Genomic DNA, 23,666 nt, shown 5'->3' with positions numbered 1-23,666 from the left:
TCAATATGAATAAAATAATAAATGTAGCTTTTTTTGTAACTTTAGTGGCCTTTTTACCAGTGCGAGCCTCAGCATTGGAACTCCCGATATTAAGCGGTTTGTTGAGTTCTGGAGGTGTACTTGGTGGTGGTTTGGCAAGTGCGCTTCCTGGCGATCCATTAGCAACCGTATCGGCAGTGCCGGCATTGCTAGGAGGCGTACTTGACCCAGCAGTGGTGACTGGGTTTTTATCTAGTGAAGGTATACCCATATTGCCTGGTTTTGTTCCAGTTCTTGCCGTTCTCGTCGATGATCCTATCTCCTTGCCTTTTTATATATTGGATGGTGGGAGTCTTTTATCCCCGACGCTTAGTCTGCTTCCTGAGATTCCGCTGATATCTGCTCCATTAATAGAACTTGGATTTTAATTGGTGCGGTAGAATTTCCTAACTGATAATTTAAAATAAGTGTAGTCGTGGAAAAATGTATTAAGAACAGATTATTTTAACGAATAACAAAACATTAAAGATGCTTCGTTTGCACTTCTAAATGCACCAACACATAGTTGGTTTATTCTAAGGTTATTAGGAGCACGATATGGGCCCATTAGCTGGTTTGCGCGTTATTGAAATTGAAGGCTTTGGGCCAGCACCTTATGTAATACGCGCAGTACTCTGATGGTATGCCCGCTCTCCTGATACAGAAACAATACGCCGCCTCTATGAGAGTGGCGTATCATTGGGTTTGGTGTATATCTATTTTCGATTTAACAAATGTAAGGGTAGATCATCAGTTTTTTCGCATCCAACTTGCTCCATGACCTGTTGAAGCTGACGCTTTAGTATACTTAGCACCTGGTCACCACCTTGCTTGCCCATCGCGCAAGCTCCATACATAGGGGCGCGCCCTAGGAAAGTAAACTTAGCGCCAGAGGCGAGAGATGAGGCAATATCAACGCCTGAGCGCATGCCGCCGTCCATCATTAACGTTGTTTCACTACCATATTTTTTCACTAGATCGCCAAGTGCGTTAATTGTAGATTCCCCTGAATCTAGTTGGCGGCCGCCATGATTCGAAACGATAAGCCCGTCTACACCCAATTTGATTGCTCGCTCAGCATCGGCGGGGTTAACGATACCTTTGATGACAAGATTTCCTGACCATTTATCACGAATAGCTTTAATTTTATCTTCTGTTAACCGCCCGGAGAATGTTTTGTTCATAAACAATCCAAGGTGCTTCATATTAAGCCCCTTAGGAATATATGGTTTCATTGTTTTGAATTCGGGCGAACCAGTTATTAGTTGTTCTATCGCCCATCGTGGGTGGGTGATTATTTGAAGTATATTACGTAGAGTCATTTGAGGTGGGATGGATAAGCCGTTACGAATTTCTTTAGGACGATAAGCAAATGTAGGGGTATCGGCCAATAGAACCAGTGTCTTGCAGCCAGCTTGATATGCGCGCTCTATAAGTTTGTCACGTAAATCATTGTCTGCTGGATGATAGAGCTGAAACCAGAAATCACCTTTAGTGATGTCAGCAATTGTTTCGATGCTGGCTGTGCCAACCGTACTAAGACAAAAAGGAATATTATGATGCTTTGCTGCCTTAGCAAGAATTTCGCAAGAATTCGGCCACATCAATCCTTGAAGTCCAACTGGTGCGATGCCGAAAGGGGCATCATAGGTTTTACCAAATAGTGTTGTTTTTTGAGATGCCTCTTTAAAATCACGAAGGTAATGAGGTTGGAGCTGGATTTCTCTGATTTCTTGGGTATTACGTGCAAGGTTGACGTCAGAAAAACAACCGCCGGAAAGGTAGTCGAAGGCAAAGCCTGGCATACGTTGACGGGCTTTTTCAGTAAGTGCTTCAACAGAAGGGTAGCGTGAGTCCATTTAATTATTCCCTCTTTCTATAATTGTTTGTCGTTACACAAGCGTGTAGAAGAAAAATTGAGCGCGATATGGCTAGTGGAGTTATTGTAAGTTCCCCGGGATTGGTAGGGTATGGTTAATTTGCTAATATACTGTTTCCTAGAGTTTCGCAATGGGTGTTTTTTAGTGCTCTTGAATAGGTGTAATAATTATGACCAGCGCTAATGATATTGCTTTGTTCGGTCTGCTAGTGGAGGCGGGTTCTTTCACTAAAGCCGCCGAAATGGCGCAAATGTCACCGCCCGGCCTCAGTAAGCGTATTGCTAAGCTCGAAGAGGACATTAACGCGCAATTGGTATATCGCAGTACGCGGCGTCTATCTCTTACTGATGCTGGTCAAAGATTATGGATTCACGCCCAGAGGATAAATCAGCAGCTAGATGACGCACTTGCCGAAGTCTCGGAGTACAATTCTGAGCCCAAGGGTTTGGTGCGTGTCAGTGTTCCAACAATATCTGGTGATATTTTATTGGCTGATGTTATTTCAGAATTTTGTCAATTATATCCAGGTATTCAAGTAGATCTGCGGCTTGAAAATCGGTTTGTGGATTTGATCGCTGAAGGTGTTGATATTGCTGTCCGTACTGGCGAGCTAAAAGATTCAAATCTTAAAGCGAAATTATTGGTCTATTCAGATTGGGTTGTGTGTGCTTCTCCTGCTTATTTAGATAAGCACAATAATATTGAATCGCCATTAGATTTAAGTGAACATAATTGTTTGATTTACAGCCTTCAGCAAGGTGGTGGTAATAATTGGTCATTTCGGAATGCTGAGGGGGCTAGCACAATTGTTACTGTGTCTGGCACGCTTGCAAGTAATAATGCTGTAGTGTTAAAGAGAGCATGTATGGCAGGTTACGGAATTACTTATGTCCCAAAATGTTTGGTTCATAGCGAAATAAAGGCTGGCTCATTGGTCAGTTTGTGGCATGAACTTAGTGCTAAAAGACAGGGTGTTTATGCAGTTTCTCCCTATAATCGAGTGCAATCACTACCCGTACGCACATTAATCGCGTTTATTGACAAAGCGTATAAGTCGCGAGAGTTCTGGTTTTTGAAATCACTTTAAGCATAAAGCTATTTGGGCTTATTTATCCTTTACGTGAGCCTTTAAATTAATAATTAACGTATCTAATTGTTTATTATCGGGTATTACTACTTTTAATTTGTTTGCAATTCTTAATGCCTGTTTCCAATTATTAAGGTCTTGATAGCTATTGAGCAGCGCCATTAAAATTTGTTGGTGTTCTGGTGAGATCTTTAAACCGCGTTCCCATTCGGTTATTGCGTCTTGCTTGTTATTAAGATATTGCAAAATTAATCCGTAGGTGTAGCTATATTGAGCATTAGTAGGTGCTATTAGTGTCGCTTTGTGTAAGAAAGACTTGGCTTGGGAATAGTTTTTTTGGCGAACCTTAAGCATTCCACCGCTATAAAATAGCGGAGCGGCTTGCGGCATTTTTTGTATCCCGGTATTTAGTATTTCCCAGCCAGCCTCATCATTGCTAGATCCACGATACAGGTCTGCGAGATTGATATATGCACTTAATTGATAGGGGTCCTGTTTTAGTGCTTGTTGATATGCTTTCTCAGCGGCAGCTGGATTTTTTTGCGCTAAGTGGTACATACCAATATTAAGCTGACCTTCAGGGAAGTCTGCCTGATAGTCTAAGGCTGATTCGTATTCACTCTTCGCGTTTCGCCAAGCGTTCAATTCGTCTGGAGTAAGTGATGCTTCGTTCATGCCAGCAAGTTGCTGTACAACAGCATGTCTAACGGATCGGCTCTTATCTTTGGTCAGGGGGAGTAGTATGGATTTACGATCTTCTGGTGGTAGTAAAGAAAAGACCCTCACTGCTGATGCTCGCTCCATAGGATTTTTACTGTGTAACTTATTCTGGGCAATCGCTATCGTTTGTTGATTTGGGTATTTAGCTAGTTCGGCCAAGCTTGAGGCTTGAATAATGCCGGGGACGGAATCATCCGTCACTAAATCTACAATCTTCATCATCTCATTCATTCCATTTGCACCATTTAGCGCTGGTGCAAGTAAATCACTGAAATGTGAAGGTTGATCATTATTGCCACGCCAATTAATGATTGCTTCATTGGCCCACGTTGGTGTTTTATCCAGATGGCATTGGTTGCAGGCATTTGGTGTGTCGTTGGCAATTGATAAATCTGGTCTGGGAACCCTAAGGCTATGATCACGCCGCGGATCGATTTGCATATAGGTTGTTGCTGGCATATGGCAGTTAACACACTCTGCGCCGGTAGAACCGTTTATATGATGGTGGTGAGCCGGTGTGTCAAAAACAGTTGATTGGTGGCATTGGCTACACACTTGATTACCCGGTAGTTTTAATTCTAGGCTATGTGGGTTGTGGCAGTTGCTACAAACAACGCCACTCTGGAACATTTTGCTCTGCATAAATGAGCCCGTGACATAAACCTCGTCATGAATTTGGCCGTCGGCATGGTATAAAGGTAACTGTATTGCTTGCAAATCATAAACATCATCAAAAGCGCTGCCCGGTTGTGAATCTGACATTGCTGCGCGACGTGAGTGGCAGCGTGCACACACGCCGAGTTGGCCGCTTAACTTATTGGGCTCATCGCTATCACTCGTCATTGTTGGCTTGTTATTGTTGAGTCGCCATGTCGTTGTTGGGGTAAGTTGTTCGGCAAAGCCCATGTTCAAGGGCGGGGTTGTGCTGGCTTTTCCCGACTTAGCTATTTCTTTGGTCCATGCTATGTGATCTTTACCCGGTCCATGACACGCCTCGCAAGCCACATTGATTTCGGACCACTCCGTTTGGTAAGTGTTTGAGGCGATATTATAATTTTTGTTTAAGTTGGTTGAGTGGCAGTCGGCGCAACGACTATTCCAATTAAAATAAGTGCCACTCCAGTGCAGTACATCACCGGGCGGTGTTGCTTCGTCTGGATACAGGTGGAACCAGCGTTGACCGCCGTCGATTTTTGATCTGCTATCCCAAGCAACAGTAAATGCTTGATATCTACCATCGTTGGTTTGAAGTAAATATTGTTGAAGGGGGTAGTAGCCAAATGTGTAAGAGACTTGAAAAGTTTCTTTTATACCCTCTGAATTTAGGGTGTTAATGAAATATTTGCCATCTTGTATAGAGAATTGAGTGACCTCGCCGTAATGCTCAAACTAAAGCCCTGAGAAATCACCTAAAACAAACTCGGGAGTAGCGGGCTTCATAGCCCAGTCGTGATGAGACCCCTGCCAATCAGAAAATTCTTGGATATGACATTGTTTGCATTGATTGCTTCCTATGTAATTGGCGTTCTCTAGACTTAATGAGGACTGCAATAGAATTGCGTAAAGGAAAAGCAATTGTGCAATAATTTTTATCAGCAACATGATGGGGCTCGTACATTACGTCTTTGTAGAAGAACCCTGAGTGAAAAAAGACATGATCGTCATAGTCAGATTAGTCTATCTTACAGAGTTAGATTGCGTACTGATGTTCTAATATTATTGTCTTGAACGGGACTGCCGTATTATTTAAGAGGTAATCCTAACTGGTGCTCCAAGTAGAGGTTATGCTGCCATCAATGGTGGAGGCTTAACTCATTATAGATTATACCCTTAGAGTAATTTAACGATAGTAGTAATTACCCTTTTGAGACACTTTTATTGGGACGTATCTCAGACGTTCTTATGCCATTCATTTTGATCTCGCATTTCGTCAAAAAGTGCGGGGTATTCGCGCCAGTAATATTGCTGGTTTGCGTCCTGCCATTTGGCGTAGATGGATTCCCAGGATAGGCTCTCTATACGCCAGCCATGATGCGGTTCGATATTGCTGATGAATACCGGCGCGCCATAGTTACAAAACCGGGTATCAACGCTGAGGCGTACAGCTTTGTCTGCGGTGTTCGCTTCGGCTTTGTGAACCGTGCAGGAATGGAAAATGATGACGTCGCCTTGTTGCACGTTCGATACGTGCCAGCAGGTTTCTTCTGGAAATATTTCGCACTGCACGCCACCCACTCCCTGAGCTTCTAATACCTTACGCACTCCGAGCTTGTGTGATTTCGGCAGGAGTTTAAGGCGGCCCATTGTTTCGTCTACATCGTGCAAGGCGACCCAAAGCCCGGCCATGGTCGGGCCGGCATGGTGAGAGTAGGCATCCTGATGGGGCGGTGTTTCATAGCCTAGCTTTCTGGGAGTCGCAATGCGGGCCATTTTCATGGGGTAGACAAATACTTCGGTTCCGCTGACCTTTGTCATTAGCGTTTGAAGCTCGGGTTTATGGAATAAGCGCTGAAAGGATTCAAGCGATTGCATGTTTGGATAAACCGCATCCCAGATTGGGTCGGTCTCAAAAAATGGCTCGCCGTATAGCTCAGGTAGGCCGGCCTCGTTTGCCGCAATATGCGGAGATAACGCATCCAGAAAGCCGTCTTTTATGGCATCGCAAGTATCGCTTGGCACAACCTGCTTGAAATACAGGTAACCCCATTGCTGAAAGCGTTGCTGCAATACGGAGGCAGACTCTGTTTGTGATGATACAACCAGAGGTTTGTTGTTGGTGTTCAGAGTTCGAATTCCTGTGTGCTAAGAAGTAAGTTGAAAAAACCTTCGTCGGAAGGGTTTGCGTCCAAAGCGTCTACCCAGTCGCGTAATTCGGATTCCTGGCAGGGGTGCAGGGTGCGCCCGATATGGTCAATCGTCCAAAACGGCAAATTCAATGAGGCCAGTAAATCCAGCAGCTGGTGGCCATGATCCCCCGCCTTTTTAAGGCCAAAGGGCCAAAACTCTATCATGATATGGACGTTTGGTAGGCTGGCACGCAAGGTTGCTTCAAGCCCAGAGAGCACTTGAAACTCTGCGCCTTGGGTATCGATTTTGATCAGGTCGAAACGCGATATTTTGTCTTTGAAAAAGTCATCACCCTTGAGGAGTTCGATGGGAATGCTTTTACGACACTCACCGCGAGAATAAATTTGGTGGTCGCCCCAATTGGTTTCGCTCAAAAAGAGGGTGCTTGCTGAATTTTCGGCCGCAAGACCGGCATTGATTGCGGTAGCGGTTTCAATGCCGTTCAGGGCGATATTGTTTTCGAGTAAGGCGAAATTGGCGGGTTCTGGTTCGAAGGCAAATACATGGCCTTCATGGCCAATGGCCGCAGCGGCGAGAACGCTGTAGTAGCCAATATTAGCGCCAACATCGACAACACAATCGCCGGGCGACAGAATTCTGCACATTAACTCAGATTCGTAGGCCTCCCACGTGCCTTGCTCACGAATCTGGGCCGATACGTGCTGATCGCCATCGGGGTGTACGCGCATAAATAGCGGCTGAGCTTGGCTTAATGAGGTCGGCAGTTTAAGAGCGTATTTCATATCACTGTTGGTCGAAGTTATTGTAGAGACAACCGTAGCAGAGGCATCCATGACGCAAGCAATAGCGTTATGAATACTTCTGACGGATCTCATTGTTGGTGCATTTTGAACAGGAATGGCCGTTGCGACAAGTAATTAATTGAATTTTGAGTGAGAAGGGAAGATCACTTTTGACGGTATTGTTAGACGGTGTAAGTTAATTCTATAGGTGAAGCAGCGAATTTCTCATTGGTTATATTGATGAGGTTTTGTACGATTACTTCATTGATTGCCGTACTTGTGGCAGGCCGCTAATCGGATAATTAACATGCCATCCAGTCCTTGACCGTGATGCGTCCCTCCTATTTCGTTCTGGGAATGTCTAAAACGTTGTGGGCTAAACCGCAGCAATCCGGGATAAATTCCTGAATGAAGCAGGCGCCGATATCGCGACTGCTTGGAACTTAGTGCTTCAAGCCCGTCAGAATGTTATAGAAACCAAAGAGCTTACTGATCGAGAAATACGCTGTATCGCTCAATCTATTTACCTGCTGGTTTCGAAGGACAATACACTTACTTATATAGTCATGTGAGACATGTTAATTTACTAAGACGCTATTCAATTAACTGTTTTGCTAAACAGGCGTTATATAACAATTCATAAATGTTGCGACAGGGTTATCCACGTGAAAACCAAATCTAGCCCATCAATAGAAGGTCTAACCCTACGTCAACGCCCTGTTAATAGAGGTGTATTAACAAATGAATGGAAAAAATAACCTTTAAGGCATAATCGCGTTGATGTTTGGCGCTTATTGGGCGTTATGATAACCAATATAAAAATTGTGGGGCAGTCACGTTTGGAAAATATTATTGTAATCGGTGCTGGTTTTTCCGGTCTGGCGGCGGCAGATGTTCTTAGTGCCGCTGGTAAGCAAGTAGTGATTCTGGAGGCGCGCGACAGGGTAGGGGGGCGTGCGCGCACCGAGCAATTGGCCGATGATATTTGGCTGGATTACGGGGGGCAATGGTTGGGGCCGGGGCAAACGGAGATGTATGAACTGGCAGAGCGCCTTGGTCATACTACTTGGCCGATGTTTGTTAAAGGCTATGTGCGCACGATATTTTCTGGTCGCATTGGTAAATATCGTGGATCTATTCCTTACAATTTGCCGCTTGCGGGTCAGTGGAGCTTGCTCACTGCAGTTGCTCGTTGGTATTGGCAATCTTGGCGTGTTCCGACCAGTTCACCGTGGAAGGCTTCTGGCGCAGCAGAGCTAGATGCAATGACGGTTGGCGATTGGATGCGTAAATACTTGCCTCATAAAGATGCTAGAAGCACTTTCCAAATTGCGATTGAAAGTGTGTTCGCGGCACACCCTGATGATATTAGTTTATTGCATGCGCTCTTTTATAGTCGCAGTGGAGGTGGCTTTTTGTCGCTGACAGAATCTGCGGGTGGGGCTCAGCAGGATCGTTTACAGCGTGGCGCACAACCGCTTGCGGAATCGTATTTGGCGGTGTTAGAAAAGCGTGGGGTTGAGTGTCATCTCAAGCAAGCGGTTCAGCGTATTGAGCAACAGGGTGAAGAGGTGGCAGTCTATTCAGAAACTGAACAATTTACGGCAAACCGAGTGATATGTGCAGCGCCTCCAGCGTTGGCTGCAGAGATCAGTTATGTACCGCCGCTGCCAGATGATAAATTAACTTGCTTGCAAAACCTGCAGCCAGGTTGTGCTATCAAATGCTTTGCGATTTACGAAAGACCGTTTTGGCGATCACAGGGTTGGTCGGGTTCAGTGATCAGTGATGTTGCGCCCTTTCACACTTGCTTTGATGTTACTCCGCCAAATGAGCAGCGGGGTATTTTGATGGGCTTTATTGAAGGGCGCGATGGCGTGCGGGCAAGTGATTACAGCCCTGAGCAGCGTCGCAACCAGTTTATTGATGCGCTAGTATCATTTTTTGGTTCGGAAGCGAGCAAGCCGATAGCTTATTACGATCATACTTGGCGCGATGATGAGTGGGCGCGAGGTTGTTATGCTGGTGTTGCTCCGGTCGGACACTGGACCACGGTGGGTTACCAGCTTCGTGAGCCTCATGTTCGGATTCATTGGGCGGGCACTGAAACGAGCACACGCTGGGCTGGTTACTTTGAAGGTGCAGTTCGCGCTGGGAAACGTGCGGCAAATGAGGTGCTCTCCGCCACACCATAAGCGCTATTGCTCTATTCAGTAAGTGTTATTTCAGCGCATCAGCTTCGCTAACGATGGGGCGGTCTGTTCGTGTGCCGCGCATTACATTAGACTCAGTGGTGGGTGTTTCGCCATAGTGGGTCAGTAAGACATAATCATCGTGAACGTCGACTAATACGCCAACAAACGGCATATCCATCATGCTGCCTTCAACGCGGTAACTCACTACGTCACCGACTTTAAAGGTGCTGGGGTCAAAGTTGAGATCGAAAGGGCATTTGTCGCCGCTTTCATTGCCCATGTTCATCATAGCGTTCTACCTTTATTGTTGTGTAAAAGAACAGCGTTAACATCAAGTATATCAGTTTTTATTTTCGCCTCCAGCGTTGTTTGCTGGATTAGGGTGCTGTATGTGTACAGCGTAACGGACTAGTTTACATAGTATTTCTAGGAATATGAGGCGCACAATGATGAAGGTTTTGCGATCCATTTTTTTTGTTTTGGTTATCTTAATGGCCGTGCCATTTTTACTGATGCATTTCGGGCCGTCAGGTGTAGCAACAACCTCCAAGGTAGTATTACATGCCTTGGTTGGTTATGGCGGTGAAGAGCCTTCTGAAAATAAAATTCGTCAGCAATTGACGGTTGCAGAAGGGTTTCAGTTGAATTTATATGTGACTGGGCTTGGTAAAATCCGCTTTATGCATGTGACCGAAGCTGGGGATGTTTTGGTGAGCCGGCCACGTAGTGGAGAAGTGCTAATAATTAAAGCAGGTGATGGTGCATCACCAAAAGCAGTTAAGGTTCTGTTAAATGAATTAACTCGGCCCCATGGCTTAGATTATGTTGATGGCTGGCTATATATTGCCGAATCAAATGCCGTTGGTCGCGTGGCGTTTGATGTGGCAAGCGGTGAGGTGAGCGGAGATTATGAGCGGCTTGTGACAGGGCTTGGGGATAAAGGCAATCACTGGACCAAGACCTTGCGAGCAGGGAGTGACGGTTGGCTGTATTTGAGTTCGGGATCGACCTGCAATGTGTGTGAAGAGAAGGATACTCAGCGCGCGACCATTATGCGCTTTAAACCTGACGGTTCTCAATTGAGCGTTTATGCGAGTGGTTTACGCAATAGTGTCGGGATGGATTGGGCGCCTTGGAGCAATGAATTATTTGCCACAGACAACGGCCGTGATTTGCTGGGAGATGATTTTCCGCCCTGTGAATTGAATCATATTGTTGAGGGTGGGTTTTACGGTTGGCCGTATTTGAATGCCGGAACACCCGATCCAGATTATGGCGATAAGTTGCCCGATGATTTACCAGCGAATAAAGTGCCAGCGCATGAATTTAATGCGCATAATGCGCCTTTGGGTATCCGGTTTTTAAAATATAATCAACAGGCGGCTTATAAGCGGACTGCGCTAGTAGCATTGCATGGCTCGTGGAATCGAAGTGTACCTGATGGTTATAAAGTGGTTGCGCTGCATTGGCAGCCAGACGGTACTATTATTGAACGTGATTTTGTCACTGGGTTTTTACAAAATGAAAATTTGCTGGGCCGCCCTGTTGATGTGGTAGAAGCGCAAGACGGCAGCATTTATATATCGGATGATTATTCTGGGTCAATATACCGAGTTACGTCTGCAGAGGGCGGCTCTTCATCGCTGACCTTAGCCAATGCTGATAAGCAAACCCTTGCCAATAATGAGGATGTCTTGGTGGGCTACGATGACGAGCAGCGAGAAAGCTTGGTCAAGCAGGGTGCTCAGCTCTATCAACAATTTAATTGCACGGGCTGCCACCAAGGGAGCTTGGAACTTGTGGCCTTGACCGAGCGTTACAGTGTAGACAGTTTGATGAACTTCTTTAGCGCGCCTACGCCACCAATGCCTGCGTTCCCCTTAAACGCTGAGCAGCGAGAAGCCTTGTCTGTTTATTTGTTTAATCAAGAATTACGTGAAATGAAATAGTACACAGCAGGCTCAGTCGTCTTTATGACGGCGGGCTTGCTCTGCAAAAGCAACTGCTTGGCGAACATTGTTTTCTTTAAAACCAATGCGCTCAACAAACTTGCGAAACAAACCGGGCGCGTAAGCAATCATTTTGTTCACGCGGGGAACGGTGACGATCTCTTTGCGGTTTTCAATCGCATTAATTGCCGCATTGACAACGTCTTCTATGCTTACCGCTGTAAATGGGAATTTTTTATGTGCTCCCCACAGTGACGTGCCGGCGGCATTATTTGAAATATTGTCTAGTAACGGTGTTTTGAAAAAGGTGGGGTGTAGGGTGCCAACATCCACGCCGTACTGCCGCAGCTCCACACGAATGCTGTTACATAGTGCCCATACACCGGCTTTGCTTGCTGTGTAAGATGCTTGCAAAGGGGAGTGTACAAATGCAGCCATGGATGAAATGGCCAGTAAGTAACCGCTGCTGGCTTTTACATGAGGTAAGGCTGCACGAAAAGTACGCCACACACCGTTCAAATTAATATCTATGACTTGTTCAAAGCTATCCTCACCGGTGGCGGTGAGTGGTTCAATTAAGTCTATACCTGCATTGGCAATAACAATGTCTATAGCCCCAAAGTAATCTGCGGCGGCGTCCATTGCGAGTCGTAAACTATTCACATCACACACATTAGCGTGCCATGTTTTAGCTCGCGTTGGGTCTGGAAAGTTTTTTAGTTGTAGAGCCAATGCCGTGTCATCAATATCCAATAAAGCCAGCTTTGCTCCGCGCTGGTATAGGGCAGAGCATAATGCCGCACCAAAGCCGCCGCTTGCGCCGGTAATAACAATAACTTTGTTTTGCAATGGCTGGCTTGTCATAGTTTGAGTCCACGAGCGTTTTGTAAAGCAGTTTGGTAAAACGTCAATTGGTCTGTTATCCCCGTGTCGAAATTTTCACCGGTGTAGATATCGAAATGGCCAATGTCGTAGCATTTTAGTGTGGCGGTGGTCGGCATGCGTTTGGCCATTTTAATGGCAGATTTAGCTGGTGCGACAGTATCATTTGTGCAGACTTGAATTAGGCTGGGACAGCGAATTTTTTTCGCATTGCTAATAGGTCTATATAAAGACAGTACGAGTACCGTCCGTGCGCTCATTTCATTTCGCCAGCCAGGGTTGGTGATGGCATGATAACCGTCTAGGGCATCATGGCTGCTCATTGCAGCAAGCTTGCCTGGTTTGGCTATAAGCGGGATGTAGCTTGGTGTTAAGCCTAATGTGCCGCGTAACTGATCGATAATGCCAAAACTACTGAGTTTGCCAAGATGTAGCGGGCCGGCGTACTTTAATATTTCTAAGCTTGCAGCGCGCCCGTCCACCATGGGGCCTTGCGCCGAAACGGCAGCCAGCCGGTGATCTTCTGCGGCAATACTGAGTACATGTCCGCCAGAAAAAGAGGTTCCCCAGAGTATAATTTGCTCGGGATTCACCCCATCAAGTTGACGGGCATAGGCGATGGCTGCACGCCAGTCGGCGAGTTGGTAATCCACTTTTAGCAGTTGGCGGGGTTGTCCATCGCTGTCACCGAAATGACGATAATCAAAAACAAACACATGATAGCCCTCGGCAGAAAACCGCTCAGCGTAGGGCGCTAGACCGCATTCACGGGTGCCTCCTAAGCCATGAGCCATGACAATACAGGGGGCTGATTTCTCGGGCGACTGACTAAGGTAATGCCAGGCACTGCAGCGTGTACCGTTGCTGTCAAAATCTACATCAAGCCGAACGGCCTGGTTGTTCGTAGTCATGTGGATTCTCCATTTTTAATCATTATTTTTTTTGTATTAAAGTAATTTGCCTAGCTTTTATAAAAGAGGCGCATTGCCTGTAGATTCCTGCACTCTTACTTTTCATATTGCCATGGGCTTGTATTCTTTTGGCAAGCAAATGCGAACGAGACTGATAGCTTAGCAGCCCTAGAGATTAAATGTATTTATCCCAGTCATGGCAGTATTAATTGTGAAGATACTGCCATTGTTAAAGTAAGTCTGATTTATTACCCGCGGTGTAGCCAATAAAATTAGTTATGATCGTATTATTCCGTTATGCCTCTTATTTGACGAGCATCATTGATGCTGCCGGTATTATTAATATTGGTATAGCCTGCGGCCAGCAGTGCGGTTTTAGCTTTGCTGGCTCGACCTCCGCTGCGGCAATACAGATTGATTTCGGTGTCTAGATCAGGGTGCAATTTTTTGGTGACATCAACAATTTGATCATGTGATATACGGGTATCACCTTCGATGCTATCGATCATATGTTCCGCAGCGCTGCGCACATCAATCCAAACTGGGTCTGCGTTTGACGATGCGCAGAAGCTCGCGATGAATAAATATAAAAAAATCGATTTAATATTGATCAAGCGCATGGCTAGGTTCTCCCTTTATATACAGAAAATCATCTCTGGGTTTGGTGTCTTGCCCGTTTTATTGCCGATTTTCGTTCTGCCACCATATGTTTAAGCATGACGCGAATGAGCCCTGTGTGAGTATTGGGCTCTCGCCCTTCAGCTAAGTCGATGATTTGGCGATAGTACCACTGGGTGGCGGCGCCGAAATTAAGTGTGCGTATTTTTTGATTGCTACTTTTTGGCCCTAGCCAGCCAGACCCAAGTTGCAGCTTACATTCCCAGTTCGGTAGGCTCGCTTGTTGGCCTGCCAATAATGGCCGCACATTGGCTTGTGAGCAAAGTGGACGGCCTAAACCAATAACATCTAAGGCTCCGCTATCTAGTGCTTGTTGCATCGCCGCGTGGCTGCGAAAGCCGCCAGTGATGGCGAGGGGAATCTGGGTGACTTTGCGAATACCTTCGGCGTATTTAAGGAAGTAAGCTTCGCGATGTTGGCTGGATTCTGCAGCGTCCTTGTCGTTTTCGTCACCCATGAGTGCCAGTTTTTCGTAGGTGCCACCAGATACCTCGAGTAAATCAATGCCCGCTTCGGATAGCCATTGAGCAACCTGTAGGCTGTCTTCGTGGCTAAAGCCGCCTTTAGAGAAGTCGGCGGAATTTAATTTAACTGAAATGGCAAAGCTGGGCCCAACTGCTGCTCGCACTTCGGCAACGGTGCTGAGTAAGAATCGCGCGCGATTTTCAAGAGAACCTCCCCATTGATCGCTGCGGGTGTTTGCCAAAGGCGATAAAAACTGGCTGATGAGGTAGCCATGTGCTGCGTGTATTTGCACCCCGGTAAATCCTGCAGCCTTGGCGGTAGCGGCTACTTTGGCGTAGCGGGTTATTGTCTGGCGAATATCAATTTCAGTCATCGCTTTGGGGCGGCCAAACATGCCAATAAGGTCAATGCCTACGTCGGACGGTGCTAGCGGCTGAGCGGCCACTTGGCGCTGGCACTGGCGGCCGGGATGGTTTAGCTGCATCCATAATTGGTTGTTTGCTGAGGTGCCGGCTGTTGCCCAGTCGCGTAGCGCCGCTTCACCGCCATTACCATCAATAACCACATTGCCCGGCCGTTCAAGAAAACGGCGATCGACCATGACATTGCCTGTTAGTAAGGTGCCGGTGCCACCTTCGGCCCAGCGTTTGTATAGTGCAGACAAGCGGGGGGTAGCTTGATCGTTGATATTGGCAAGGCCTTCCGTCATGGCGGATTTTAACAATCGGTTAGGTAGTATTACACCGCAAGGGAGTTCCAGTGGGTCTGTTAATAAAGGCATATTTGGGTGGATCCTTGCGAGTTTAAGGGTGAGCTGTATGCAATCGTAGGTTCTAACGTTTTCTTAGCGGTGTGATTTTATACATCATTGTTATTAATACACACTATCTTGGTCGTAAATATTAATATTGCCCTAATACGACATAATTTGCGTATGCTGCCGCCATAAATGATTTTATCTAGGAGACCTAATGGCGATGTTTGAATTATTGAGCTCAGTAATGGCAAGTTCGGCGCGAGGGTGGCGAGGTACAGCGGCATTTACGGGCCATAAGACTCGGCAGCCTGAGCAAATGTTGATTTTGTATGATATCGAGGCCTGCCCATATTGCCGTCTGGTTAGAGAAGTGCTGTGTGAGTTAGATATTGATGTGCTGATATACCCATGCCCTGTGGGTGGAATGCGTTTTAGGCCCGATGCTCTAGATATCAGCGGTGTTAGCCAATTTCCTCTGTTATTTGACCCCAATACTGGAGAGCACGTATTAGAGTCTGCAGATATCATTGATTATTTATACAAGCATTACCGCAGTGCTAATGGTCATTCTGCTAGAGGTTTACGGGCAAAAATTGCACTCGCAGGGTCGATGGCGGCAACCGCAGCGCGATCAGTTGGTCGTATTCGTGGTATGAATGCCGCGCCGTCAATCGCGCCTGAGAAGCCATTAGAATTGTACAGCTTTGAATCTAGTCCTTACTCAAGACCGGTTCGTGAGCTTTTGACCGAGCTTGAGCTGCCTTATCGTCTGCGTAATTTTGCAAAGTCGCGCTGGCAAGAAATGGGACCACCGCAGGTGCGCTCGCGCTGGTTTTCCGATGCGCCAATTACCAGCCCGAATCGGCTGCGTTTGCGAGAGTTAACGGGGCGGTCACAAGTCCCATACTTGATTGATCCTAATACCGATGTGGCTATGTTTGAATCCGCAGAGATCATGACTTACTTGCGGAATAGTTACGGGGGGGAGTGATAATCTCTCCTTGGCGGTAATGAGGGGGCTGGCTATTTGATCGCTAATCCTTGAAGTTAGCAGCAAAATAGCGATAATTGGTCGCCAAAAACGGCTAGCTCCCTGTCATTTCTGTAAATCAGATTTTCCTATCTGGCAGTGTAAGTAGGTATCTTAAAGCGGCATTTATGTCGTCATTAGCGGTGTGATTCCGTCTCTGATAAGGATGTTATGAATCCAATTTCGATAACAAGCTCTAGACTGCAACGCGTTTTGCTTGAGATGGCGGTGGTGGACGGAGGCTTAAGCCACTGCCAGTTTGCTGACAAGCTGGGTGAGTTGATTAGCTTGTCAGATGCGATTGTCTTGGCTGAATCACTGCGGGGTTTGAAGAAAAAGCCGTTCACGCGACTAGAGAGCACAGAAGAACCACATGACGTGTTTATGCAAGCTCGCGGGACAATGCTAAGGTTTATTGTTGATAGCTTTGTGATGGAGGGGCAAGAGGGAGCGAGCCAAAGTACATCGTCTTTGATTTTGCCGCGCCCCAACCGAGATACCTTGGCGGACCCAGAAGCGGGTTTTGTTGCTTATCAACGATTTTACTCACTGCATCAAAGTGAGATGGACCATAAAATAGTGATTTTGCGGCGGCAGTTACAACTCATTATGACGGGCTGCTCGCCAAACTTGGCTCAGCTAGCAACATTGGATGGCACTATGGCGGAGACGATGGCAGAGTTTAGCCGACGCGTGTTCGCCGGCATCCCTCATTTACTTGCTAAGCGGTTTTATGGCTTGAACTTGGCATATCGTCAGGATCATGAAAATCCCTCTGAAATAGAAACTGCCGCTGTTTCAGGGCAAGACGATATTGACCGTTGGCTGCAAAAAGGCGCATGGCTAGACCGTTTTATTAGAGAGATGCAGGCCTTGCTGTTAGCTGAACTAGAATTGCGACTGATGCCAATAATCGGTTTGGTAGAAGCCTTAGAAATGGAAGTAGAGAAAGTTTAATGACAAGAATAATTTCGGTGGCGGCGTTTATATTGGGTGCATTGGTGGTGGTGTGGATGGCTTCGGCGTTTGTCGGTAGCAATGTTCTGGCCTTAGGTGTCACTGTGCTTATTGCCGCGGCATATGCAATGGGGTTTGCGGAGTTGTTGCGCTACCAACAAGCTAGCACCGCATTGGGAGTGGCTATCGCAAGTGTCGATGACACGCTACAAGATATTGAAACCTGGTTGTCGACGGTTCCCAGCGTTCTTCGCAATGCCGTGCGTCAGCGAATACAGGGAGAGTATATTAGATTACCGGCTCCGGTATTGAGTCCATATATTATCGGTTTATTGGTGATGCTGGGCTTGCTAGGAACCTTTATTGGCATGGTGGCCACCTTAAAGGGTGCCGTGGTCGCACTAGAAGGAAGTAATGAGCTGGAGGCGGTGCGCGCTGGTTTGGCGGCGCCCATTAAAGGTTTAAGTATGGCCTTTGCAACGTCAGTTGCAGGGGTTTGTGCATCGGCAATGTTGGGGCTGATTTCTACATTAAGCCGGCGAGAGCGCTTGCAGATCTCTCGTGAATTAGACGCCTCCTTGAATACGGTATTTAAATCTTTCTCATTAAATCAGCAGCGTCGCCAAAGTTATCAGGCCATGCAATCTCAGGCAGAGGTATTACCGGAGGTTGCGCAGCAATTGACCGTGTTAGTTGACACGCTGGGACGTATGGGCGGCGAGTTGGCGGCAACGCTAACAAAGAATCAAGAGCAGTTTCATGGCGCCACTCAAGCACAGTATAAAGAGCTGGCGAACTCTGTTGATGCAAGTTTAAAGCAAAGTTTGGCAGACAGCGGGCGTATTGCCGGGGAGCATATTGCACCAGTCATAGCTACCCTTGTTCGTGATTTACGGGCTGATATGCAAGCAAATCAACAACACCTTACTGTAGCAACCGAAGCGCATTTGCAGCATGTAGATGAGCGTCATGTGGCTTCAACTGATGCGTTTAGTGAGGCATGGCAGCGGGCCATTTCAAGCCAGCAAACGGGCAATGAGACATTATTAAGTACCATCGATCATCGCTTTACCCAGCTTGCCGAGCAGTTTGCCTCTAGCTCTCAGTCCTTAGTCGCCAGCTTTAATACGGTGAGTGAGGATTGGGTCGCACGGCAGCAGACCGCTGAGCAAGAGCGTCTTGCTAATTGGTCGGCGGTGTTTGATCAGAGTGCCGACTTGCTACGCAGCAATGCCGAGGCATTAAGTGTTAACGCCCGTGCTGGATCTCAGGAGCTGATAGCGGAATTTAGCAAGCTGGTGTCTACGTCCGAAGCACTCGTCGCTGAGCGGCAACAGAGTGAAAGTCGCTGGTTTGAGGCATATCAGCAGCGAATGACGGATATGACCGCAGCAATAAGCGGTGAGCTGCACAGTTTAACAGCGCAAGAAGAGCAGCGTAGCCAAGCCGCAGTGGCGCGTTTGGCTGAATTGCAAACAGCGGTGAAAGAACATTTGGCGAGTCTTGCCAAAGCACTAGAAGAGCCAATGGCGCGACTAATTGATTCAGCTTCTGAAACACCACGTGTCGCTGCAGAGATCATGGCGAAATTACGCGAGGAGATGAACGGCAATATCGAGCGCGACAATAGCTTGCTAGATGAGCGCCGCGAGTTAATGGTTCAGTTAAACAGCTTGTCAGAGTCCCTGCAGATGTCGGCAGCAGGCCAGCGAGAAGCGGTGGAAAATATCTTGGCAAATTCATCTAACTTGCTTGCGGATATTGGTCAGCGTTTTGGTGACAATGTAGAAAAAGAATCCAGCAAACTGTCAGATGTTGTTGCGCACTTTGAGGGTAGTAGTGCGGAGTTGGCCAGCCTGGGTGATACATTTGCCACAGCAGTAAATGAGTTTAGCCAGTCCAATAGCGGCCTTATCGAGACATTGTTAAAAGTCGAGTCGGGTTTGCAGGGTAGCGGTGAGCGAAGTGATGAGCAAATGGCGTATTACGTTGCACAGGCGCGTGAAATTATTGATCACAATATGTTATCTCACCAAGATATTATTCGTCAGTTGCAGGCCATAACCAGTCATGCGGTTGCAGAAGAGGGCGAGTAGCGGTGAGTGCATCTGAGCTCGATAATGGGATAGATCAAGAGCCGCCAATTTGGGCTATCTTTGGCGATTTAATGACCGGCTTAGTCGGTGTGTTTGTATTGTTATTGGTGTGGGCGCTAGGGTTTCAACTTGAGCTATCGCAATCTTTAGAATCAGAAATACAAAAGCGTGAGGTGGCTGAGCAGCGTCGTCAGGCCTTAGAGGAAGCCTTGGCCGACCCTTTGGCGGCGGGGCGAGTGACCTTGCGCGATGGCAAAATAGGCATTAGTGGCAGTGTTTTGTTTTCACTGAATTCGGCAGAGCTGCAGGAGGAAGGGCGGGCTCTTTTGCATACTTTGCGTGCGCCACTTCAGGTGTATTTAGGCGAGAACGAGCAGCTACTAATGGTGAGTGGTTTTACCGATGACTTACCTATTCAAAAGGGGAATTTGCAGTTTCGTGATAATTGGGAGTTATCGGCACAGCGTGCGCTAACAGTAACACGTGCTTTGATTGACGAAGGAATGCCGGCAAATATGGTGTTTGCCGCAGCCTTTGGTGCCCAGCAACCCGTGGTGGATAATCGTGATAGTGACAGCCGCTCGCAAAATCGGCGTGTAGAAATGGCGCCTGTGCCACGGGCACAAAATGCGAATCAGAAGGCTCCGTAGGTGATGTTGGTTGAGCTCAGGCAAGAGTTAATGAACATGCGGGAGGCGAATGCACATTGTTTTAGCCCAGCTCGTTTTCGTTATCTTGAGTCGATGTTGGGTCGTGCAGAACGGGCGCGGAAACCGGTGCAGGTGTTTTTAGAGCAAAAAGCTCTAGATGCATTACAGCGTTATCGTACTGATTATGAGGCTGAAGCTAAAAAAGCACTAGGGTGTTTGTCTGAGAGTAAATTAGCGCAAGGTGAGGCACTTTTCCACGCGGGGCATTATCACGAGGTTTCGATGCTGTTATCGGGGCAGGGTGTGCGACTTACTCCAGAGCGTACTCAGACTGTAACGGCACTGCGCGAGCTGCAGGCAATACTTAATAATAAACAAGCTGAGCTCGATTCGCCGGCGTCGTCAACCTTGGAGCGGCAGTTGCGCGTGCAGGAAGCGCAGAGTTTGACGGATGGCCTATATTCTCAAAGTCTTGCCCAAGATGAGGACGGAGACGATGCGGCCACTGGACGCCGATCTTTGCAGTCTATACAGACTATGCAAGTTTCTCAGCAGCGGCGAGAATTACAGCGACGAGTAGAATTAGCGATTCAAGAGGGGCCAGACAGCCCCGGGCCGCTGAACCCTCAAATGCTAGCCATTAAAGCCTTAACCGCAATGCGTGACATTTCTCCACAGTACCTTAGCCGATACGTTAATTACTTGGATGCGTTATTTTGGCTTGAGCAAGCCGTAGCGCGGCCGGCACCGGCAAAGCCTGCAAAAAAACCGCGAAAATCGAGTAAGAAAAAATAAGGTGGCGATTAACCCTGTGCTACATTCTGGTTTCCATTACTATTAGCGTATCTCTATTTTTTACGCTTGGATGGTCATCACTGTGGTGAGTCTCAGCCGATAATATGAAGGAGCGATAATGGGGAAGCGAGTGATATGTCCCCGCTGTGAGCGACCGCTTAAAACCTGCTTGTGTGATGTTTTGGTAACCATGAGCTGCGAGCCCTATAAGGTATTTATTTTACAGGATGTGAAGGAAGCAAAGCATGCGCTTTCCTCTGCTCCTTTATTGGAAAAATCTCTTGTTGGGGCGCGGCGAGTCGTCGGTGAAACCTTTGATCCCGATAGTTTGTTTGACCGCGCTTGGCAAGAAAATACCTTGCTTGTTTTTCCTTCAGAGAATGCGCTTGCAGCGAATGAAATCAGTAGTGCGAAGTTTAAAAATATTATTCTCTTAGATGGTACGTGGCGGAAAGTCGCTCGCTTAATGCACTTAAACCCTTGGTTGAAAACGCTACCTCATATGGCGCTAGATATTGAGGAAATATCTCAATATAAAATAAGAAAATCACCGCGAGCGGATGGTCTTTCGACAATTGAAGCGGCGGTTACCGCGCTCAATGGCTTGCTACCCGGGCAGGATTACAGTGTGATTTTACCGGCTTTTTATAAAATGATAGATTTTCAAATTCAGGCGATGGGTGAGCTTACCTACCAAAAAAATTATTCGCGGTGAGTACATTATAAAAAGGGAACGTCAGCTAGGCGCGTTGGCCTAGTTGGCGCTGGGTAGCATTTAAATACAAAAGCTGGCGTCATACTCGTATGCAAAACGTGTTTTTGTTTTGGACGCAGGGTCCGTCCATGCGGTTAAATCTTGTAATGCCAGAAATGCTTGTTTGGCTCGGTTAACCACTTTCTGGGTATAGTCAGCACTGTTGTCTTGATATTTGAAGGACACTTCTACCACGACAGGCGTGGCAGAACCTGTTGGCGCACCGTTGTACCACAATGTTACGGAAATCTCAGCGTCTATGGAGCCTAGGTCTATGTCGACATTTTTGTAGACATGCTCGCGAATAGTCAGGTTTCCAACTAGATCTAGGTCAATGCTATTTGCGTAACCATAATCGCTATCAAAACCTGGGAACTGATCATTGATATCTTCCATTTCGTTAATGGTGCGGGTGTTGGGTGCGGTAGTTGAATGGCTATACTGAATAACAAAATTAGCGCTGCTAGCAATGCCAATGTCTGACTCTAATTTTGTTTCTGCCGATCCACTGCTGGCAGATAGATCTTCAAAGTCAGATATGTAGCGATCTTCACTACGAAACTTCAGCGTGACCTCTGAGTCGCCGCTTTCAATGCGCTCTCGAAATGAGTAGCCGATATCGCGAAGTATGCAACTACCATCGGTATCAAAAAATTTAACATCACGCACTTTGCTGAGTGTTGCAGAGCCGCTCACATTGCGACTTATTGCCGCTTCAATGGCTGTCTCGGCATCATCGATGAAATCATCAACGTCAGTACTTTCGGTGTTGTAGGCAAAAAGTGATGGCTGAAGCATCAGCTTATATTCTCTAGAGGTTACATCTGGATTCGCTGATACCGTAGTGGCTGCTGTCAATACGCTGAGCATGAATAATTTTTTCATTTAAAAAGAGTGTCCTACTTTATTTTGGAAAAGATAAGAGGGTGCTAATGTAAGTAAACAATGTGACTAGTCGATGAAGGTATTTTGACAGAGGGTGAATTATTTCTTGCGCTCGCTACTGCTCTTCTCCTATAGTTGACGATCTTTACATTAAATTGAAAATTCAAAATGAAGTGCTTCACTTGTTCTGTCATATTCTCCGCAGCCAAACGCAATATTGCATTGCGCTGGGTGGGGCGTTTTGTGGCTGAAAATTGATGCATTAATTTAAAAAATCAATATTTCTCAAAGGCCGCAGACCACACCCTGCGGCCTTTTTCATTTGTGGCTTCAGGTAAATGTCTCGGCAGGCAATTAGGTAAATTATTATGCTTGTACGGTTGACCTATATTTTGGTCATATTTATTTGGGCGACGACACNGATGGCAATAAAACTCGGCGGAGACACCCTGTCGCCCATAGCGGGCCTAACCATGCGGATTGCCTTAGCATTCGCCGTCGGCAGCGTTATTTCTACCTTAGCCGGATTTTCGGGACTTAGAATACGTCGACACTGGAAATTATATTTTGCAGCGTCGATTAGTGTGTTTCCTAATATGGCCTTGGTGTATTTTGCCGCAGGTTATTTATCCTCAGGTTTGGTTGCCTTGTTATTTGGGTTGACGCCGTTTTTTACAGCGGTGCTAGCTAGACCTATTCTAGGTGAGCGCTTGTTACAGCCACGAAAAGTACTTGGTATTGTACTGGCGTGTTTGGGCCTGCTGTGCATAGTCTTGGACGACGTAAGCGTGACGGGGGATAGCTATATAGGGATTGGCTTGATGCTGTTATCAAATGTATTGTTCTCGGCCAGCGCGCTGTGGGTAAAGAAACTAAATGTGACCATGACAGTTAGCCCTGTGGAACAAGCCTTGGGGGCGATGGCCTTTGCTCTGCCAGGTTTGCTGCTAAGTTGGGTGTTTTTGTTTGGTTTTGAACCGCCACGATTTAGTTCGGTGTCATTAGGCTCATTGTTATATCTATCTTTGTTTGCGTCTTTGGTAGGTTTTGTGGCGTATTACACCTTGCTCAAACACATGGCCGTTGAAGCCGTATCATTGATTCCGTTTATCTCTCCCATTGTGGCGGTGTTTATTGGCGTGGTATTGGTTGATGAGGTCGTGTCACCAGCGATATTGCTGGGTGGTGGTTTGATTTTGCTGGCACTGGCGGTTCACCAAGGATTTTGGCGTATCCCTAGAGGCTTGGCCCGGGATGGCTAGGGGCTGCGCGTGCTCGGTGTCGCTATCAGGAATGCTTTTGATGTTTGTAAGCTGAATGGCTGTTAGTGAAAAGTTTGATTACTATGTAACAGTGTTAATCTTGTG

The 23,666-nt window shown here is 46.8% G+C and carries 21 protein-coding genes; 11 read left to right on the top strand and 10 right to left on the bottom strand.

Annotation, left to right across the window (positions count from 1 at the left end):
• Positions 1 to 5: 5 nt before the first annotated feature.
• Positions 6 to 407, top strand: a complete 402-nt coding sequence (locus AELLOGFF_RS15910) for a hypothetical protein (RefSeq protein WP_159269916.1) — start codon at positions 6 to 8, stop codon at positions 405 to 407.
• A gap of 327 nt (positions 408 to 734) precedes the next feature.
• Here the strand turns inward: AELLOGFF_RS15910 and AELLOGFF_RS15905 are convergent, their stop codons facing one another.
• The gene (locus AELLOGFF_RS15905) at positions 735 to 1,877 is read right to left on the bottom strand and encodes an alpha-hydroxy acid oxidase (RefSeq protein WP_159269914.1); all 1,143 of its coding nucleotides are present in this window, start codon (positions 1,875 to 1,877) and stop codon (positions 735 to 737) included.
• 190 nt (positions 1,878 to 2,067) lie between these two features.
• Here AELLOGFF_RS15905 and AELLOGFF_RS15900 point away from each other — a divergent pair, with 190 nt between their 5' ends.
• Positions 2,068 to 2,985 carry a LysR family transcriptional regulator gene (locus AELLOGFF_RS15900; protein ID WP_159269912.1) on the top strand — a complete coding sequence of 306 codons (918 nt, stop codon included), beginning with the start codon at positions 2,068 to 2,070 and terminating at the stop codon, positions 2,983 to 2,985.
• 18 nt (positions 2,986 to 3,003) lie between these two features.
• Here the strand turns inward: AELLOGFF_RS15900 and AELLOGFF_RS15895 are convergent, their stop codons facing one another.
• The 3 genes from AELLOGFF_RS15895 to AELLOGFF_RS15880 all read right to left on the bottom strand — a co-directional run bounded on the left by AELLOGFF_RS15895 (position 3,004) and on the right by AELLOGFF_RS15880 (position 7,388).
• Positions 3,004 to 4,833, bottom strand: coding sequence for a tetratricopeptide repeat protein (locus tag AELLOGFF_RS15895; protein WP_268818571.1), 1,830 nt, complete (start codon positions 4,831 to 4,833; stop codon positions 3,004 to 3,006).
• A gap of 762 nt (positions 4,834 to 5,595) precedes the next feature.
• The gene (locus tag AELLOGFF_RS15885) at positions 5,596 to 6,432 is read right to left on the bottom strand and encodes a phytanoyl-CoA dioxygenase family protein (protein ID WP_235035752.1); all 837 of its coding nucleotides are present in this window, start codon (positions 6,430 to 6,432) and stop codon (positions 5,596 to 5,598) included.
• Between the two features lie 53 nt (positions 6,433 to 6,485).
• Positions 6,486 to 7,388, bottom strand: coding sequence for an FkbM family methyltransferase (locus tag AELLOGFF_RS15880; RefSeq protein ID WP_159269908.1), 903 nt, complete (start codon positions 7,386 to 7,388; stop codon positions 6,486 to 6,488).
• A 710-nt stretch (positions 7,389 to 8,098) separates the two neighbouring features.
• Here AELLOGFF_RS15880 and AELLOGFF_RS15875 point away from each other — a divergent pair.
• On the top strand, positions 8,099 to 9,490 hold the full coding sequence (locus AELLOGFF_RS15875; protein ID WP_159269906.1) for a flavin monoamine oxidase family protein: 1,392 nt from the start codon (positions 8,099 to 8,101) through the stop codon (positions 9,488 to 9,490).
• A gap of 25 nt (positions 9,491 to 9,515) precedes the next feature.
• On the opposite strand, the gene AELLOGFF_RS15870 is transcribed toward AELLOGFF_RS15875, so the two are convergent.
• Positions 9,516 to 9,779, bottom strand: a complete 264-nt coding sequence (locus AELLOGFF_RS15870) for a hypothetical protein (RefSeq protein ID WP_159269905.1) — start codon at positions 9,777 to 9,779, stop codon at positions 9,516 to 9,518.
• Positions 9,780 to 9,936: 157 nt separating this feature from the next.
• On the opposite strand from AELLOGFF_RS15870, the gene AELLOGFF_RS15865 reads away from it, so the two are divergent.
• A complete protein-coding gene (locus AELLOGFF_RS15865; protein WP_235035751.1) occupies positions 9,937 to 11,439 on the top strand; it encodes a PQQ-dependent sugar dehydrogenase in 1,503 nt (500 codons plus the stop codon).
• Between the two features lie 12 nt (positions 11,440 to 11,451).
• Here AELLOGFF_RS15865 and AELLOGFF_RS15860 read toward each other — a convergent pair whose 3' ends face one another.
• The 4 genes from AELLOGFF_RS15860 to AELLOGFF_RS15845 form a co-directional block, all read right to left on the bottom strand.
• Complete coding sequence (locus tag AELLOGFF_RS15860; RefSeq protein WP_159269903.1) at positions 11,452 to 12,303, bottom strand: SDR family NAD(P)-dependent oxidoreductase; 852 nt, start codon at positions 12,301 to 12,303, stop codon at positions 11,452 to 11,454.
• Positions 12,300 to 13,232 carry an alpha/beta hydrolase gene (locus AELLOGFF_RS15855; protein WP_159269902.1) on the bottom strand — a complete coding sequence of 311 codons (933 nt, stop codon included), beginning with the start codon at positions 13,230 to 13,232 and terminating at the stop codon, positions 12,300 to 12,302. Before AELLOGFF_RS15855 ends, AELLOGFF_RS15860 begins: the two co-directional genes overlap by 4 nt.
• A gap of 287 nt (positions 13,233 to 13,519) precedes the next feature.
• Positions 13,520 to 13,852: a rhodanese-like domain-containing protein gene (locus AELLOGFF_RS15850; protein ID WP_159269901.1), complete on the bottom strand. Its 333-nt coding sequence runs from the start codon at positions 13,850 to 13,852 to the stop codon at positions 13,520 to 13,522.
• 29 nt (positions 13,853 to 13,881) lie between these two features.
• Positions 13,882 to 15,156 carry an NADH:flavin oxidoreductase/NADH oxidase family protein gene (locus AELLOGFF_RS15845; protein WP_159269900.1) on the bottom strand — a complete coding sequence of 425 codons (1,275 nt, stop codon included), beginning with the start codon at positions 15,154 to 15,156 and terminating at the stop codon, positions 13,882 to 13,884.
• A gap of 190 nt (positions 15,157 to 15,346) precedes the next feature.
• Between AELLOGFF_RS15845 and AELLOGFF_RS15840 the strand changes: the two genes are divergently transcribed.
• From AELLOGFF_RS15840 to AELLOGFF_RS15815, 6 genes are all read left to right on the top strand, one after another.
• Positions 15,347 to 16,123 carry a glutathione S-transferase N-terminal domain-containing protein gene (locus AELLOGFF_RS15840; protein ID WP_200842759.1) on the top strand — a complete coding sequence of 259 codons (777 nt, stop codon included), beginning with the start codon at positions 15,347 to 15,349 and terminating at the stop codon, positions 16,121 to 16,123.
• 210 nt (positions 16,124 to 16,333) lie between these two features.
• Positions 16,334 to 17,119, top strand: coding sequence for a DUF3348 family protein (locus AELLOGFF_RS15835; protein ID WP_159269899.1), 786 nt, complete (start codon positions 16,334 to 16,336; stop codon positions 17,117 to 17,119).
• A complete protein-coding gene (locus AELLOGFF_RS15830) occupies positions 17,119 to 19,215 on the top strand; it encodes a DUF802 domain-containing protein (protein ID WP_159269898.1) in 2,097 nt (698 codons plus the stop codon). Before AELLOGFF_RS15835 ends, AELLOGFF_RS15830 begins: the two co-directional genes overlap by 1 nt.
• Before the next feature lie 2 nt (positions 19,216 to 19,217).
• The gene (locus AELLOGFF_RS15825; protein ID WP_159269897.1) at positions 19,218 to 19,865 is read left to right on the top strand and encodes an OmpA family protein; all 648 of its coding nucleotides are present in this window, start codon (positions 19,218 to 19,220) and stop codon (positions 19,863 to 19,865) included.
• A gap of 3 nt (positions 19,866 to 19,868) precedes the next feature.
• Positions 19,869 to 20,660 carry a DUF2894 domain-containing protein gene (locus AELLOGFF_RS15820; RefSeq protein ID WP_235035766.1) on the top strand — a complete coding sequence of 264 codons (792 nt, stop codon included), beginning with the start codon at positions 19,869 to 19,871 and terminating at the stop codon, positions 20,658 to 20,660.
• Between the two features lie 118 nt (positions 20,661 to 20,778).
• The gene (locus AELLOGFF_RS15815; protein ID WP_159269895.1) at positions 20,779 to 21,375 is read left to right on the top strand and encodes a tRNA-uridine aminocarboxypropyltransferase; all 597 of its coding nucleotides are present in this window, start codon (positions 20,779 to 20,781) and stop codon (positions 21,373 to 21,375) included.
• Between the two features lie 60 nt (positions 21,376 to 21,435).
• On the opposite strand, the gene AELLOGFF_RS15810 is transcribed toward AELLOGFF_RS15815, so the two are convergent.
• Positions 21,436 to 22,299, bottom strand: coding sequence for a hypothetical protein (locus tag AELLOGFF_RS15810; RefSeq protein WP_159269894.1), 864 nt, complete (start codon positions 22,297 to 22,299; stop codon positions 21,436 to 21,438).
• A gap of 368 nt (positions 22,300 to 22,667) precedes the next feature.
• Here AELLOGFF_RS15810 and AELLOGFF_RS15805 point away from each other — a divergent pair, with 368 nt between their 5' ends.
• Positions 22,668 to 23,561 (top strand): DMT family transporter, encoded by an 894-nt coding sequence (locus AELLOGFF_RS15805; protein ID WP_159269893.1) that lies wholly within the window; start codon positions 22,668 to 22,670, stop codon positions 23,559 to 23,561.
• Positions 23,562 to 23,666: the final 105 nt, after the last annotated feature.

The organism is Zhongshania aliphaticivorans (assembly GCF_902705875.1).
Lineage (GTDB): Bacteria > Pseudomonadota > Gammaproteobacteria > Pseudomonadales > Spongiibacteraceae > Spongiibacter > Spongiibacter aliphaticivorans_A.
Note: the sequence above shows the minus strand (reverse complement) of the source record. Positions and strands in the feature narration are given on the sequence as shown.